The following is a 14,378-nucleotide window of genomic DNA, read 5'->3' as shown; positions in this document are numbered from 1 at the left end:
GAAGGGATGCGCCATTATCGGCGCACATAGCCTTGGGGAAAGCCCCGTGGCAGACGTCTACAGCACGACGACCCCCTTGGCATCCCCCATGAACGCACACATCGCCCCTGAAGAAAGCCGCAGCCTGCGGCTCAAGGCCGCCACCCGCGACAGCCACGGTGCCCTGGACAAGCGCATCATGGCCGGCGACATCTTCGCCGACCGCAGCAATTTCGCCCGTTTCCTGCGCGTGCAGTATCGCTTCCACCGCAGCATCGATGCGCTGTATGCCAACCCTGCGCTGGACGCACTGCTGCCGGACCTGGGCGAGCGCCGCCGCCTGACCCAGGTCGCGCGCGACCTGCAGGACCTGGAGCAGACCCTGCCGGGGGCTGACATCGCGGCGTTGCCGTCCGATCTGGAACTGCCCGCCGCGTTGGGGTGGCTGTACGTGGCTGAAGGCTCCAACCTGGGCGGCACCATTCTGTACAAGATGGCCGCCAGGCTCGGCCTGGACCGTGATTTTGGCGCCCGCCACCTGGCCGCGCATCCGGATGGCGCGGCGCGCCACTGGCGTGAGTTCACCGCTGCGCTGGACGCGGTACCGCTGAGTGTCGAGCAGGAGCAGCAGGTGATCGATGCCGCCGACGCCGCGTTCCGCAGCGTGCACGGCCACGTCGAAGTGGAATTCGCCTGATGCGCGGCGCGCGCCCACAGGTGCAGCGCTGATGCGCTGGCTCTGGTTCGCGCTGGGCTGGCTGATGGTCGGGCTCGGGGTGATCGGCGCGTTGCTGCCGGTGATGCCGACCACCATCTTCCTGATCCTGGCCGTGGGCTGCTTCGCGCGCAGCTCGCCGAAGTTCGAGCAGCGCCTGTTGGCGCATCCGCGCTACGGCCCATCGCTGCGGTTGTGGCGCGAGCAGGGCGCGGTATCGCGCAAGGGCAAGGCGTTTGCCAGTGCCGGCATGGCGCTGGGCTTTGCCCTGTTCTGCTGGGGCGCGCATCCGTCCTGGCGCCTGCTGTTGGGCGTGGGCCTGTTCTTCGCGGTCAGCGCCGGCTACGTGCTGAGCCGACCGGCCCCCCGGCTGGAGCCCCATCCGGTCGTGGAAGTGGACGACGCCAATGATCCGCGCGGGGCCCGTAGTCGCGCAGCGACCCCTGATGCTGACGGAAGCCGAGATGATGCTGCCTGCTGACCTGGCCCCCGTGGCCGCCCCCGCATTGACCCCGTGGGGCATGTACCTGGCCGCCGACGTGGTGGTGAAGGCCGTGATGATCGCGCTGGCACTGGCGTCGCTGTCCACCTGGACCGTGCTGTTGGCCAAGGGCTGGGAGCTGACCCGCCAGGCCCGGCAGCTGCGCGCGGCGCGCGCGCTGTTGCTGCAGTCGGCACAGCTGCCGCCGCAGAGCGGAGAGGCAAGTCTGCAGCAGGGCACCGCACTCGCCATGCTGGACGCCGCCCGCACCGAACTGCGCCTGTCGCAGGATCTGGATAGTCGCGACGGCATCAAGGAACGCATCGCCTCGCGCCTGGACCGCATCGAACTGGAGACCGCGCGCGTGCAGCGGCGCGGCATCGGTGTACTCGCCAGCATCGGCGCGGTGGCGCCCTTCGTCGGCCTGTTCGGCACGGTGTGGGGCATCATGAACAGTTTCATCGGCATCGCACACAGCAACACCACCAACCTGGCGGTGGTTGCGCCCGGCATCGCCGAGGCCTTGCTGGCGACCGCACTCGGCCTGGTCGCGGCGATTCCCGCGGTACTGGTCTACAACCATTTCAGCCGCGTGTTGGCCGGCCTGCGGGGCCTGCTCGGCGATCTGTCCCGTGCAGCAGCTGGTTTCGCGCGATCTTGATCGTGCCGCGCCGCGTGCCGCAGCGGCACCGCTGCGCGCGGTGCACTGAGGCGCGACGATGGCGATCAGGACCGGGTCCGACCGCGACGACGCACCGGAAGAAGCACACGAGATCAACGTCACGCCCTTCATCGATGTGATGCTGGTGCTGCTGATCATCTTCATGGTAGCCGCACCGCTGGCCACCGTATCAGTGCCGGTGCAGCTGCCGGCCAGCAGCGCCAGTGCCACGCCGCCCGAACAGGCGCCGGTGTATGTGACCGTGCAGGCCGATCTGTCGCTGCGCGTGGGCGAGCAGGCGGTGGCGCGTGACGGGCTGGCCGCTGCATTGCAGGTAGCCACCCACGGTGACACCTCGCAACGCCTGTTCCTGCGTGCCGATACCCGCGTGCCTTACGGTGAACTGATGGCAACGCTGGATGCGCTGCGTGCGGCGGGCTACCTGAAGGTGGCACTGGTTGGACTGGAGCAGGGCGCGCGATGAGCGGACTGCGGCGCTGGGCGACCAGCCTGGCGATCGTGCTGCTGGTGCATGCGTTGCTGGTCAGCGTGGCCTGCTGGTGGGCGGCGCGCGCACCGGCGGTGGCCGCCGCAGCGCCGCCCGCTGCATTGATGCTGGAGCTGGCGCCGATGGCACAGGCGCCTCCGGTGCCGCCGCGCGAGGTTGCCACTGGGCCGCTGCAACAGCAACAGCAGCGACAGGCGCCGAAACCGGCCCTGCGTGAGCAACCCAAAGCACCGGTGCAGCCGCAGGGTGACCTGCCACCGCCGCGTACGCCGGAGCCGACGCTCTCGCCGGACACCGCCGAGGCCAATGTCGCGCAGACCAGCGCACCGCCGCAGGTGGCGGCCGACGCGGCCGCACGCTACACCGCACCGCAGACCACCGCCGGCGAGCGCAGTCGCGCCGAGGCCACCTGGGAGGGGCGCCTGCTCGGGCATCTGCAGAAGCACCGGCGCTATCCACGCCAGGCCGAGCGGCTGCGTCAGCAGGGCGTGGTCTACGTGCGTTTTGCCGTGGCCCGCGACGGTGTGGTTTCGGCGGTGGTGCTGGGCCGCAGCAGCGGCTTCGCGTTGCTCGACCAGGAGACGCTGGACACCGTGCAGCGGGCCAGCCCGGTCCCGGCGCCGCCGGCCGAGGTGCCTGGCGGCCCGGTGCAGGTGATGGTGCCGGTGTCATTCTTCCTGCGCGGGCGCTGACCGCCATCGGGGTCGGATCCCTTTCCGCAGGACAGGGCTCTGACCCGAGCCGGAATTCAAGGCAGCGCGCAGGCGTTATGCTCGCGCACGACCGTCAATGGACGCGCGGAGGTTGGCATGACGACACGGACGTTACGGGTGCTGGCCTGGTGCAGCGTGTTGCTGGCTGCATGCCTGGCCGTGCTTTCGCTGGCACCGTTCACGCCGGCGATCATCTTCGCCTGGCCCTTGCTGGTGTTCGCCGCCTTCTGCATCTGGCGTGGCGCGTGGCTGCCCGGCGCACTGTGTGCGTGGCTGGCTTCGCTCGCTTTCATCGGCAGCCCGCTCAGCCTCTTCGATGGCTGGGACCGGCCGATCTATGCCTGCTGGATTATCGTCGTGGTGCTGCTTGTCATCCGATGGATGAGGCGGTCGCGGCCGTAGCGTCGAGCCTGCTCGACGCTACGGGTTCATGCATGGCGTGGATCTACAACAGAGGCACCAGCAGCAGCGCCACGATGTTGATGATCTTGATCAGCGGATTGATCGCCGGGCCAGCGGTGTCCTTGTACGGGTCACCGACGGTGTCGCCGGTCACGGCGGCCTTGTGTGCCTCGCTGCCCTTGCCGCCGAAGTGGCCGTCCTCGATGTACTTCTTGGCGTTGTCCCAGGCGCCGCCGCCGGTGGTCATCGAGATGGCCACGAACAGGCCGGTTACGATCGTGCCGATGAGTAGACCGCCGAGTGCGCGCGGCCCCAGCAGCAGGCCGACCACCACCGGCACCACCACCGGCAGCAGCGAGGGCACGATCATTTCGCGGATCGCCGAGCGGGTCAGCATGTCCACCGCCTTGTCGTACTGCGGCTTGCCGGTGCCCTGCATGATGCCGGGGATCTCGCGGAACTGGCGCCGCACCTCTTCCACCACTGCCCCCGCCGCACGACCGACCGCTTCCATCGCCATCGCACCGAACAGGTAGGGAATCAGGCCCCCGATCAGCAGGCCGATGATCACCGTGTGGTCGCTGAGGTCGAAGCGGAATTCCTGGCCGGGGTTGGCGGCCTGCAGGTTGTGGGTGTAGTCGGCGAACAGCACCAGTGCGGCCAGTGCAGCCGAGCCGATCGCATAGCCCTTGGTCACTGCCTTGGTGGTATTGCCCACCGCATCCAGCGGATCGGTGATGTCGCGGATCTCCGAGGGCAGCTCGGCCATTTCGGCGATGCCGCCGGCGTTGTCGGTGATCGGTCCGTAGGCATCGAGCGCGACGATCATGCCAGCCATCGACAGCATCGCGGTGGCGGCGATGGCGATGCCATACAGGCCACCCAGCGCGAACGCACCCCAGATCGCAGCACACACCGCCACCACCGGCAGTGCAGTGGACTTCATCGAGATGCCGAGGCCGGCGATGATGTTGGTGCCGTGCCCGGTGGTCGAGGCCTGCGCCACGTGTTGCACCGGCTTGTACTGAGTGCCGGTGTAGTACTCGGTGATCCACACGATCAGCCCGGTCAGGACCAGGCCGATCAACGCGCAGCCGTACAGTGGCATCGGTCCATGTACGTTGTCACTCATCAGCCCGGTGGTGATCGGGTAGAACGCGATCGCGGCCAGCACGCCGGAGACGATCACGCCCTTGTACAGCGCGCCCATGATCGAGCCGCCAGGCTTCACCTTGACGAACAGCGCACCGATGATCGAGGCGATGATCGACACACCGCCCAGCACCAGCGGATACAGCACGGCATTGGCGCCCGCCTCGGCCAGCATCAGGCTGCCCAGCAGCATCGTTGCGATGACGGTGACCGCATAGGTCTCGAACAGGTCGGCGGCCATGCCGGCGCAGTCGCCGACGTTGTCACCGACGTTGTCGGCGATCACCGCCGGGTTGCGCGGGTCATCCTCGGGAATGCCGGCTTCCACCTTGCCGACCAGATCGGCGCCGACGTCGGCGCCCTTGGTGAAGATGCCACCGCCCAGACGCGCGAAGATCGAGATCAGCGACGAACCGAACGCCAGACCGACCAGCGCGTGCAGCGCCTGTTCCATCGGCAGGCCCATCCGCAGCAGCAGTGCGTAATAGCCGGCCACACCCAGCAGGCCCAGGCCGACCACCAGCATGCCGGTGATCGCACCGCCGCGGAAGGCGACGTCCATCGCCGCACTGATGCCATGGCGCGCAGCCTCCGCGGTGCGCACGTTGGCGCGCACCGACACGTTCATGCCGATGTAGCCGGCGGCGCCGGACAGCACCGCGCCGACCGCGAATCCAATCGCGGTATACCAGCTGAGGAACACCCCGACCAGCACGAACAGCACCACGCCGGCGATGCCGATGGTCAGGTACTGGCGGTTGAGGTAGGCACGCGCACCTTCCTGGATCGCGGTGGCGATCGCGACCATGCGCTCATTGCCGGTGGGTTGGCGCAGGATCCAGCGCGCCGAGACGATTCCGAACAGGATCGCGAGAATGGCGCAGCCCAGCGCCAATGAAAGCCCGTGACGTTCCAGCATTAGACCCCTCCGCAGAATGGATGTAGGCATCCAGTGGCGATGAACGGCACCACGAGGGGGACGACGGGCTGCAGCCTGGAACCAACCCGTACCGACCTTGGCGGTCGTCCGACGTATGGCGGTGTTCAGCATTCCCTGGTGCCCGCAGTATGCGTTCGGCGCACTGTAGAGTCGAGCCGTGCTCGACTGGCTTCCAGAGGCCATGCTCGACGGGCTGCTGCGAGCTGCGGCGCATGCCGCCAGTCCATGGGCGTGATTCGAGAACCGCAGGCCTTTGCACCCCGTTAAGCCAGCCTCTGCAAGCCTGCGCACAGTCCCGTAGGAAATCCCCCATGCGCCTGTCCCTGTTGATGCTTGCCGCCCTGGTCCCGGCCGTACCGGCACTCGCCGCGGAAACCCCGGAGCTGCAGCGCGCCGTGGGCGCTCCCCAGGCAGTGGGCGCAGTGCACACCCTGCGGCAGATCCCCGAGGCCTGCGCGCGCCTGGAAGGTGCCTTCACCGGCCAGGCGGCCGAGCCGTATCGCTTTGCGCCGGTGCGGACCAGCGAACAGTGCCAGCCACGCGCGCGCTTCGTCGATTACACCAAGGCGCAGCCAAGTGCGGACAAGGGCTGGAAACTCAACGATGTGATCCGCGTGCCGAGCGCGGCGTGCCCGGCCCAACAGGCAGTGGTGCGGGTGTGGCGCCTGCCGTCGAGCAACAAGGTCGAGCTGGACGGCCAGGGCCAGTCGCGCATCTATCTGGAAGAGGCGAAGAAGCAGGCGGCTGCCGGCCAGATTCCGCAGGTGACGATGTTTGCCGCGCAGCTGCAGATGGAAGGCAAGGCCTGTAATTGATACAGGTGGGTGCCGACCGTTGGTCGGCACCGATGCCGCATCCACGCATGGCGTGGATCTACTGCGGCGCGCCATCATTCTCCGGCCAGCGTCGCCCCGCGCGCCACCAGCAGCTCGCGAAGCGCCTTGCGGTGGCAGTGCGCCTCATCCTCGCAGTAGCACCCCACGCTGAGGTCGCTGTGCTGCGACATCGCAGCCAGCAGGTCCAGCGCGTGGGCCGCATCCGGGGACTTCATCTCAGCCTTGTAGTGGCGGAAGAACGCGTTCCAGTCGGCGGCCGTTTTCGCCTCGTGCGCCTGCTTCACCAGTGCCGCGCTGGGTGACAGGGTCGGGAACCAGACGTCGTACCAGTCCTGCCGCGCGAACTCGCTGCGCGGCACGCCGCGCGGCGGGCGCCGCACGGTACCGATACGCAGCCCCTCGCCGGGTTGGCGTGGCGTTCCCAGTCGAACAACGCGCAAGGCCATGATGATCTCCAGGCGGGGCGTCCATCATCCTGCGATGCTCGTGCGCCAGGCGTGAACCACTGTGGAAAGGAAAAGGCCCGGGCGCCTGCGCACCCGGGCATTTTACCCATGCCTGCAGCAATCAGTTGCCGCGGCAGTCCTTCAGCCACAACACACGTCCCACCTGGTCATAGCTGTCGACCACGCCGGTCAGCGTCACTTTCTCGCGCGGGCGCAGGGCCAGCGCATACGCGGCCTGGTTGGCTGCGAACGAGCAGGAAATGGCCACGCGCTCAAAGTCGATGCTGCCATCGCTGGGCAGGTCGAAGCTGGTGTTGTAGGTGCCGCCACTGCGCAGCACGGTGGTGATGCGACCGGTGATGGCGTAGGTCTTGCCCTTGTAGCGCGGCTCGACCGCGGCCGGGTTGTCCTTGTTCTGGTTGCGCAGCTGGAAGCCGAAGCGGTCGGCGGCAATCGTTACCACCGACGCCTGCGGAGTGGCCTTGGCTGCCTGTTCGCCAGCCTTGCCCGGCTTGACCTGGTTGAGCAGCTTGCACATTTCTTCGCGCACGCCGTCGGCCGAGGCAATGGCGCCCTTGTTGACCTTCACCACCATGCCGACCGTGCCCTGGCCGCCTTCGGAAGTGGCGCTGATGATCATCGGGATCGGCTTGTGGGCCAACGATTCCGGCTCTTCGATCAGCATCGAGCCGCCTTCCACGTCCTCGCTGAGGACATCCATGTTGGCGTTCTTGGCGATCACCCGCATCTGGCCGATGGCACTCGCCACGGTCAGGTCCGGATGGGTGACCGATGAAGTGAAGGTCGTGCCGACGAAGGGATTGCCCTTCTTCTGGAAGTTGCTTTCGCAGGTCGCAGCGAAGGCGGGTGCGGCGGCACCGCACAGCAGCGCGGCGATCAGGATCGGGTGCTTCATGGTTACAGTCCTTGTGAAATGGCAGCACAGGCCCGGGCCACGTGGCCGGGCAGCGTCGAATCTGGCTTGCGGCGGCCCCTTTGCCCCGGGCCGGAGCCCGATTGTGGGGCGCTTCGGTGGTCTCCGCAATGCGCCCTGTGCTCCGCACAGGGCGCAGGTGCACCTCAGCCTTCGAAGGCCGGCAGCTTCTGCTTCACCGCCACGTTCTTCAGGGTGACGTACTTCGGCAGGCCATCGGTGCCATACGGAAGCGGCGCTTCGCCCTTGATCAGCGGCGACAGGTAGGCGCGCGCCTTGGCGGTGATGCCGAAGCCGTCGCGGCGGATGAAGCCGGCGGGCATCTTCTTTTCATGGTTGGCAATCTTCGACAGCGGCGCCGCTTCGATCTTCCAGCGGTAGGGCGCGTCGCCGCTGCGCACGATCACCGGCATCACGCCGTTCTGGCCCTTGAGCGCCAGCTGCACCGCAGCCCTGCCGACCGCCTGCGCCTGCTCCCAGTCGGTCCTGCTGGCCAGGTGGCGGGCCGAGCGCTGCAGGTAATCGGGCAGGGCCCAATGCACCTTCATGCCCAGCTGGTCCTTGACCCGGCCGGCCAGGTGCGCGGCCACGCCGCCCAGCTGCGCGTGCCCGAATGAATCCTTGCCGCCGCCGGCGTCGGCAACGAAGCGGCCATCGGCGGTGGCGATGCCTTCCGACGCCACCACCACGCAGTAGCCGACGCGCTCGACCACGGCCTTGACCTTGGCCAGGAACGCCGCCTCGTCATAGGCGCGTTCGGGCAGCAGGATGATGTGCGGCGCCTCGTCATCGCCGTTGCCGGCCAAGCCGGCGGCCGCGGCCAGCCAGCCGGCGTGGCGGCCCATGGCCTCGTAGATGAAAACGCGGGTGGAGGTCTCGGCCATCGCCGCCACGTCCAGCGCCGCTTCGCGCACCGAGACGGCGGTGTACTTGGCCGCCGAGCCGAAACCGGGGCAGCTGTCGGTCACTGCCAGGTCGTTGTCGATGGTCTTGGGCACGCCGATGCAGGTCAGGTCGTAGCCGGAGGCCTTGGCCAGCTGCGAAACCTTCAGCGCGGTGTCGGCCGAGTCGTTGCCACCGTTGTAGAGGAACCAGCGCACGTCATGCGCGCGCAGCACCTCCAGCAGCCGGTCGTAGCGGGCGCGGTCGGCGTCCAGCGATTTCAGCTTGACCCGGCACGAGCCGAAGGCGCCGCCCGGGGTATGGGCCAGCGAGCGGATCGCGGCCGCGCTCTCCCTGCTGGTGTCGATCAGTTCCTCGCGCAGGGCACCGAGGATGCCGTTGCGGGCGGCCAGGACCTTGATGCCCTTGGCCCGGGCCTGCTCGATCACCGCCGCCGCCGTGGCGTTGATGACCGCAGTAACACCGCCGGACTGGGCGTAGAGGAGGGTACCGTTGCGCATGCGTCTACCTGCTCGGGGGAAAGGACATTGCAGGGACATTACCCGGATGCGGTAAAGTGGCGCTATTGCGGTGCAGCGATACCGGCCCGTCCGGGACGCGAACCTTCTTTGTTTTCAACACGTTGGAGTCAGGTCAATGCGATTGGTTCTGTTGGGACCGCCCGGTTCGGGCAAGGGGACACAGGCGACGCGCCTGAAGGAAAAGCTGGGGATCGCCCACATTTCGACCGGTGACATGCTGCGCGCGGAAATCGCCGCGGGCACGGAACTGGGCAAGCAGGCCAAGACGGTGATGGATGCCGGCAACCTGGTGTCGGACGACATCCTGCTGGGCATGCTGGAGTCGCGCCTGACCCAGGCTGATGTCGCCAAGGGCTTCATCCTCGATGGCTACCCGCGCAATGTGGCCCAGGCCAATGCGATGGACGGCCTGCTGGCCAAGATCGGCCAGCCGCTGGACGCGGTGGTGCAGCTGGACGTGCCCACCGAACTGCTGGTGGACCGCATCGCCGGCCGCGCCAAGGAGCAGGGCCGCGCCGATGACAACCCGGAAGCGGTGCGCCAGCGCCTGCAGGTCTACAACGAGCAGACCGCCCCGGTGGTGGACTTCTACGCTGGCCGCGGCACCCTGGCCCGGGTTGACGGCGTCGGTGAGCTGGACGAGATCGAAGCCCGCATCCTGGCGGCGATCAACGCCTGACCCGGCGGGGCCGGCGTGCTGCCGGCCGCACGGGTGCAGAAAAAAACACAGGCCTGGTCCGTGAGGATCAGGCCTGTGTCGTTTGATAGGCGCCAGCAGAGGGCTTGCTCAGGGCCCCGCAGCATGAGCTCCCTTGGGGATGGCCTCTTGGGGAGTAGGACCGGTTCGGGTACTGCGGCTGGCAGTTCGAATTGTGTCCGGGTTCACAGAACATCGCTATCGGGATTTCCCTGACAGATGATTGGAGTTTCCTCACATCCTGTGTAGGACTTGTCTTACCCAAGAGCGGACATTGGCCCTATACAGCCGTCATCGGTCACAATCCTCGGTCATGAGCAGCGTACATATCCTTGCAATTGCCGGCACCTTCATGGGCGGCGTGGCCGCCCTGGCGCGGGAACTGGGCCATACGGTCAGCGGCAGTGACCAGGCCATCTATCCGCCGATGTCCACCCAGCTCGAGCAGCTGGGTATCACCCTGGACCAGGGCTACCGCGCCGACAGCGTGCCACCGGGCACCGACGACGTGGTGATCGGTAACGCACTCTCGCGCGGCAATGCCGCCGTTGAGGCCGTGCTCGACGCCGGCCAGCGCTATATCTCCGGTGCGCAGTGGCTGTCCGAGCAGGTGCTGCCGGGCCGCGACACGCTGGCCGTGGCCGGCACCCACGGCAAGACCACCACTACCACCATCCTCACCTGGCTGCTGGAAAGTGCCGGTCGTTCTCCCGGTTTCCTGATCGGCGGCGTGGCCGAGGATTTCGGCGTCTCCGCCCGCCTGGGCCAGGGCCGTGAGTTCGTGGTCGAGGCCGACGAGTACGACACCGCCTTCTTCGACAAGCGCAGCAAGTTCGTGCACTACCGGCCGCTGGTGGCCATCCTCAACAACCTTGAATACGACCACGCCGACATCTTCCCGGACGTGGCCGCGATCCAGCGCCAGTTCCATCACCTGGTGCGCACGGTGCCGGCGCGTGGCCGACTGATCGTCAATGGCGAGGATCAGCATCTGGCCGAAGTGCTGGCGATGGGCTGCTGGACCCCGGTTGAGCGCTTCGGCTTCGATCCATCGCTGGAGTGGCATGCGGAACTGCTGGCTGCCGATGGCAGCGCGTTCCGCGTGCACCACCGCGGGCAGGCACTGGGTGATGTGCAGTGGTCGTTGCTGGGCCGCCACAACGTGCTCAACGGCCTGGCGGCGCTGGCAGCCGCACATGCGGTGGGTGTTGCGCCGGCCGAGGTGATCCCGGCGCTGGCGCGCTTCCGCAGCGTCAAGCGCCGCATGGAAGTGATCGGCAGCCACGAGGGCATCACCGTCTACGACGATTTCGCCCACCACCCGACCGCAATCGCCACCACGCTGGAAGGGCTGCGCGCCAAGGTGGGCGATGCGCGCATCGTGGTCGCGATGGAGCCGCGCAGCAATTCGATGCGGCTGGGCGCACACGCGCAGGCGCTGGCCCCCTCGCTGGCGCTGGCCGATGAAGTGGTGTTCCTGCATCGCCCGGAACTGGCCTGGGATGCCGCTGCGGTGATCGCCGCAGTGCGCGGCCAAGCGCACGCGGTGCCCGATACCGACGCGCTGCTGGCGCAATTGCAGGCCAGCGCGCGCAGGGGTGACCACGTGGTGTTCATGTCCAACGGTGGCTTCGACGGCGCACCGCGCCGCTTCCTTGCCGCGCTGCAGGCCCGATGAGCGTCGACGCTTCACTGCCGCTGTTTCCGCTGCACACCACGCTGGTACCAGGTGCAGCGGTGGGCCTGCGCGTGTTCGAACGGCGCTACCTGGATCTGGTGCGCGACAGCGGCCGCAGTGGTGAGGGCTTTGGTGTCTGCCTGATCCTGGACGGCCAGGAAGTGGGAGCCCCGGCAACGCCGGCCGCGTATGGCGTGCAGGTACGCATCGAAGACTTCGATGTCGGCGCCGACGGCGTGCTGCAGTTGCGTCTGCGCGGCACTCGCCGCTTCCATGTCGAGCGCACCCGTGTGCGCGACAACGGGCTGGTGGTGGCCGATGTGCGCTGGTGCGAGGAAGACCCCGACGACGAACTGCGGCCGCAGCATGCGCTGCTGGCCACGGTGCTGGGGCACATCATCGAACAGGCCGGCGAGGCCTATGCGCCGGCCAACCCGGCGCTGCTGGACCAGGCCAGCTGGGTCGGCTGGCGGCTGGCCGAGCTGCTGCCGCTGAGCGAGCAGCAGCGGTTGCAGCTGCTGCAGTTGGACGACCCGCACCAGCGTTTGCAGCAGTTGCTGGGCTGGATGCCGTAACAGCCTGCCCCGGGTGGTGTGCGCCCTGGTGCACACGCTGGGGTATGCGGGGAATGCCATCCACGCATCGCGTGGATCTACTGTAGAGCCGAGCCTATGCTCGGCTTGATGGTTCCCGCGAAGGCAGCCGAGCATGGGCTCGGCTCTACAGTGGGTGGCTGCGTGCCGGTGCCGGTCAGGGCGTGGTGGTCTTCAACCGCAGCACCGGCAACCCGGTTTCGCTGTGCACATCCTCGCGCTGCGGCAGGTCCTGCACGGCGTCCTTCACCGCGTTCAATGCCGGGTCGACGCCGCGCAGTGGATGCCACATGCCGATCCATTCGAAATGGCGCTGGTAGCGCAGGGTCTGCGCACTGCCCAGCCACAGTGGCGTATTGCCCGGCTGCAACTGTGCAGGGGCTGGCCACAGGCGCAGTACGTAGCGCTCATCGCGATGTGCACCCTGGCGCACCATCAACAGCGCTTCCACGCGGGTGTCCAGCGTCGCCGGCAGCACCGGCAGGTCATCGGCGCCGGTGTTCTTGTCCAGCATCAGCAGCGCCTGCTGCCAGCCGGCCTGCTCCTGTCGCTTCCAGCCGCGCGCTTCCAGTTGCGCCTGCAGCGGTGCCAACGGACCGGCCACCTGCACGTCCAGCGGCCAGCGCTGGTCGTCGTCGAACTCGTTGCGGCGCGCCGGCAGCGTGGCCCAGTCGTGCTGCCACCAGGCCTGCGTGTCCATTGCCTGCGGGGCCGGCAGGGTCGGCTCGAAGCGTTCCAGCTTCACCGGGATATTGCGCGGTGCGTACCACATCGCGGCGACGGCGAAGACGCCATAGAACAGCCAGGCCACCGGTTTCACCCAGAACGAGCGGTTGAAGCGGCGGCGGTAGGCGATGCCCAGCACCAGCAGCCAGAACGTGCCGAACAGCATGCCGCCGATCACGTCGCTCAGCCAATGCGCACCCAGGTACAGGCGCGAGAAGCCGATCAGGCTGACCACGATGCCCGACACCAGGTACGGCCAGACGCGGGTACGGCCGGGCATCTCGCGGGCGATCAGCACCGCGAAGAAGCCGAAGGTGATGGTGGCCATCGTCACCGACACCGACGGGAAGCCGAAGCCGCTGCTGGCGTCGACCGGGCGCACCACATCGACGGTAGCGCCGAGCAGCATGGTCAGCGCCAGGCCGAACGCCAGCGCGGCCAGCCAGTGGGCGGCCGCCATCCAGCGCCGGCGCCAGATCAGGTAGCCCATCGCTGCAGCGGTGGCCGGCAGTAGTACCTGCCAGGCGCCCAGCGACGCCAGCGCGGCCATCGGGTAATCGGCCAGCGGGTTACGCAGCGCCAGCATGGCCTGGTGCACCAGCAGGTCGATCGCCAGCGGCTCGCCGTGCGCGACCACCACGGTCAACAATGCGAACCAGCCCCAGCCCAGTACCAGCAGCATCAACGCCAGCATCGCCAGCGGCACCGATTCACGGCGCTTGGGATCAAGCACGCCGACGGTATAGCGGCCCAGCGTGGGGTGGCGGTTGGACCAGTCCAGCAGGCGTGCCAACCAGTTGTCCATGCGCGCGGCCGACCAGCGGTAGCCGTACAGCACGATGGCCCAGACCAGGCCGAGGATCACCGCCAGCAGGCCGACCACCACCACCAGCCGACCGGCCACCGCCGCCACCGCGTCATAGGCCTCGCCAAGAATCCAGCCGGGGGCCAGGAACAGGACCGCCCATGAAATGCTGGCGATACCACTGGCCTGTACATAGCGGCTGGCTGGCATCTTCATCATGCCCGCGATGGCGGGCACGAATGGCCGGATCGCGCCGACGTAGCGTGCCACCAGGATGCTCTTGAAGGCATTGCGGCGGAACAGGTTTTCGCCGCGGTCGAGCAGCTGCGGGTAACGGCTGAACGGCCACACGCCGCGCAGGCGGTCGCCCCAGCGGCGGCCGATCCAGTAACTGATGCCATCGCCGGCAAACGCACCCAATGCCGCAGCCGCCACCGCGTACGGTCCGGAGATCTGGCCCAGGCCGATGAACACGCCCACCGCGAACAGCAGTGGCAGCGCCGGCACGATGGCGCCAAGAATGATGACCGCATCGCAGAAGGCGATGAGGAAGATAACGGCGCCCGCCAGCACGGGGTGAGCGGCAATCCACGCGAGCGTGGCGTCGATCCATGAAGAGTCCATTGTCCGATTATAGGGGCGTGAAGGTGACTGGTTCCCAGCCGCTTGGTGACCGTTTGCAACCAGT

General features: G+C 67.8%; 14 protein-coding genes and 1 pseudogene. 10 read left to right on the top strand and 5 right to left on the bottom strand.

The window, feature by feature from the left end:
• Nucleotides 1-88: 88 nt before the first annotated feature.
• From R5H29_RS15975 to R5H29_RS15950, 6 genes and pseudogenes are all read left to right on the top strand, one after another.
• Nucleotides 89-676 (top strand): biliverdin-producing heme oxygenase, encoded by a 588-nt coding sequence (locus R5H29_RS15975; protein WP_019662027.1) that lies wholly within the window; start codon nt 89-91, stop codon nt 674-676.
• 31 nt (nt 677-707) lie between these two features.
• On the top strand, nt 708-1,175 hold the full coding sequence (locus R5H29_RS15970) for a YbaN family protein (RefSeq protein WP_332329442.1): 468 nt from the start codon (nt 708-710) through the stop codon (nt 1,173-1,175).
• Nucleotides 1,162-1,885, top strand: a pseudogene (exbB, locus tag R5H29_RS15965) (tonB-system energizer ExbB). Before R5H29_RS15970 ends, exbB begins: the two are co-directional and overlap by 14 nt.
• Nucleotides 1,886-1,894: 9 nt before the next feature.
• Complete coding sequence (gene exbD, locus R5H29_RS15960) at nt 1,895-2,320, top strand: TonB system transport protein ExbD (protein ID WP_019662024.1); 426 nt, start codon at nt 1,895-1,897, stop codon at nt 2,318-2,320.
• Nucleotides 2,317-3,036 carry an energy transducer TonB gene (locus R5H29_RS15955; RefSeq protein WP_332329441.1) on the top strand — a complete coding sequence of 240 codons (720 nt, stop codon included), beginning with the start codon at nt 2,317-2,319 and terminating at the stop codon, nt 3,034-3,036. The genes exbD and R5H29_RS15955 overlap by 4 nt, the downstream gene beginning before the upstream one ends.
• Before the next feature lie 117 nt (nt 3,037-3,153).
• Nucleotides 3,154-3,459 (top strand): hypothetical protein, encoded by a 306-nt coding sequence (locus R5H29_RS15950; RefSeq protein WP_332329440.1) that lies wholly within the window; start codon nt 3,154-3,156, stop codon nt 3,457-3,459.
• Between the two features lie 43 nt (nt 3,460-3,502).
• On the opposite strand, the gene R5H29_RS15945 is transcribed toward R5H29_RS15950, so the two are convergent.
• Nucleotides 3,503-5,530, bottom strand: a complete 2,028-nt coding sequence (locus tag R5H29_RS15945) for a sodium-translocating pyrophosphatase (protein WP_019662021.1) — start codon at nt 5,528-5,530, stop codon at nt 3,503-3,505.
• A gap of 332 nt (nt 5,531-5,862) precedes the next feature.
• On the opposite strand from R5H29_RS15945, the gene R5H29_RS15940 reads away from it, so the two are divergent.
• The gene (locus tag R5H29_RS15940; protein ID WP_057502937.1) at nt 5,863-6,366 is read left to right on the top strand and encodes a hypothetical protein; all 504 of its coding nucleotides are present in this window, start codon (nt 5,863-5,865) and stop codon (nt 6,364-6,366) included.
• 74 nt (nt 6,367-6,440) lie between these two features.
• On the opposite strand, the gene R5H29_RS15935 is transcribed toward R5H29_RS15940, so the two are convergent.
• The 3 genes from R5H29_RS15935 to R5H29_RS15925 form a co-directional block, all read right to left on the bottom strand.
• Nucleotides 6,441-6,833 (bottom strand): DUF488 domain-containing protein, encoded by a 393-nt coding sequence (locus R5H29_RS15935; protein WP_111098769.1) that lies wholly within the window; start codon nt 6,831-6,833, stop codon nt 6,441-6,443.
• A gap of 121 nt (nt 6,834-6,954) precedes the next feature.
• Nucleotides 6,955-7,749, bottom strand: a complete 795-nt coding sequence (locus R5H29_RS15930) for a hypothetical protein (RefSeq protein WP_332329439.1) — start codon at nt 7,747-7,749, stop codon at nt 6,955-6,957.
• A gap of 164 nt (nt 7,750-7,913) precedes the next feature.
• Complete coding sequence (locus tag R5H29_RS15925; protein WP_227844855.1) at nt 7,914-9,170, bottom strand: 6-phosphofructokinase; 1,257 nt, start codon at nt 9,168-9,170, stop codon at nt 7,914-7,916.
• Between the two features lie 136 nt (nt 9,171-9,306).
• Between R5H29_RS15925 and R5H29_RS15920 the strand changes: the two genes are divergently transcribed.
• The 3 genes from R5H29_RS15920 to R5H29_RS15910 all read left to right on the top strand — a co-directional run bounded on the left by R5H29_RS15920 (nt 9,307) and on the right by R5H29_RS15910 (nt 12,141).
• Nucleotides 9,307-9,870, top strand: a complete 564-nt coding sequence (locus tag R5H29_RS15920) for an adenylate kinase (RefSeq protein ID WP_019662016.1) — start codon at nt 9,307-9,309, stop codon at nt 9,868-9,870.
• A 331-nt stretch (nt 9,871-10,201) separates the two neighbouring features.
• Nucleotides 10,202-11,566: a UDP-N-acetylmuramate:L-alanyl-gamma-D-glutamyl-meso-diaminopimelate ligase gene (mpl, locus tag R5H29_RS15915; protein WP_155030070.1), complete on the top strand. Its 1,365-nt coding sequence runs from the start codon at nt 10,202-10,204 to the stop codon at nt 11,564-11,566.
• Complete coding sequence (locus tag R5H29_RS15910; protein WP_171952679.1) at nt 11,563-12,141, top strand: LON peptidase substrate-binding domain-containing protein; 579 nt, start codon at nt 11,563-11,565, stop codon at nt 12,139-12,141. The genes mpl and R5H29_RS15910 overlap by 4 nt, the downstream gene beginning before the upstream one ends.
• A 175-nt stretch (nt 12,142-12,316) precedes the next feature.
• On the opposite strand, the gene R5H29_RS15905 is transcribed toward R5H29_RS15910, so the two are convergent.
• Nucleotides 12,317-14,314 carry a bifunctional DedA family/phosphatase PAP2 family protein gene (locus R5H29_RS15905; protein ID WP_111098765.1) on the bottom strand — a complete coding sequence of 666 codons (1,998 nt, stop codon included), beginning with the start codon at nt 14,312-14,314 and terminating at the stop codon, nt 12,317-12,319.
• Between the last annotated feature and the right edge of the window lie 64 nt (nt 14,315-14,378).

The sequence above is a fragment of the Stenotrophomonas sp. A3_2 genome (assembly GCF_036624925.1).
Classification (GTDB): domain Bacteria; phylum Pseudomonadota; class Gammaproteobacteria; order Xanthomonadales; family Xanthomonadaceae; genus Stenotrophomonas; species Stenotrophomonas hibiscicola.
Note: the sequence above shows the minus strand (reverse complement) of the source record. Positions and strands in the feature narration are given on the sequence as shown.

Bases quoted from the DNA above. Each gene is read 5' to 3' on its own strand.
- R5H29_RS15975 (WP_019662027.1), top strand. From the start codon at position 89: ATGAACGCACACATCGCCCCTGAAGAAAGCCGCAGCCTGCGGCTCAAG.
- R5H29_RS15970 (WP_332329442.1), top strand. From the start codon at position 708: ATGCGCTGGCTCTGGTTCGCGCTGGGCTGGCTGATGGTCGGGCTCGGG.
- exbD (WP_019662024.1), top strand. From the start codon at position 1,895: ATGGCGATCAGGACCGGGTCCGACCGCGACGACGCACCGGAAGAAGCA.
- R5H29_RS15955 (WP_332329441.1), top strand. From the start codon at position 2,317: ATGAGCGGACTGCGGCGCTGGGCGACCAGCCTGGCGATCGTGCTGCTG.
- R5H29_RS15950 (WP_332329440.1), top strand. From the start codon at position 3,154: ATGACGACACGGACGTTACGGGTGCTGGCCTGGTGCAGCGTGTTGCTG.
- R5H29_RS15945 (WP_019662021.1), bottom strand. From the start codon at position 5,530: ATGCTGGAACGTCACGGGCTTTCATTGGCGCTGGGCTGCGCCATTCTC.
- R5H29_RS15940 (WP_057502937.1), top strand. From the start codon at position 5,863: ATGCGCCTGTCCCTGTTGATGCTTGCCGCCCTGGTCCCGGCCGTACCG.
- R5H29_RS15935 (WP_111098769.1), bottom strand. From the start codon at position 6,833: ATGGCCTTGCGCGTTGTTCGACTGGGAACGCCACGCCAACCCGGCGAG.
- R5H29_RS15930 (WP_332329439.1), bottom strand. From the start codon at position 7,749: ATGAAGCACCCGATCCTGATCGCCGCGCTGCTGTGCGGTGCCGCCGCA.
- R5H29_RS15925 (WP_227844855.1), bottom strand. From the start codon at position 9,170: ATGCGCAACGGTACCCTCCTCTACGCCCAGTCCGGCGGTGTTACTGCG.
- R5H29_RS15920 (WP_019662016.1), top strand. From the start codon at position 9,307: ATGCGATTGGTTCTGTTGGGACCGCCCGGTTCGGGCAAGGGGACACAG.
- mpl (WP_155030070.1), top strand. From the start codon at position 10,202: ATGAGCAGCGTACATATCCTTGCAATTGCCGGCACCTTCATGGGCGGC.
- R5H29_RS15910 (WP_171952679.1), top strand. From the start codon at position 11,563: ATGAGCGTCGACGCTTCACTGCCGCTGTTTCCGCTGCACACCACGCTG.
- R5H29_RS15905 (WP_111098765.1), bottom strand. From the start codon at position 14,314: ATGGACTCTTCATGGATCGACGCCACGCTCGCGTGGATTGCCGCTCAC.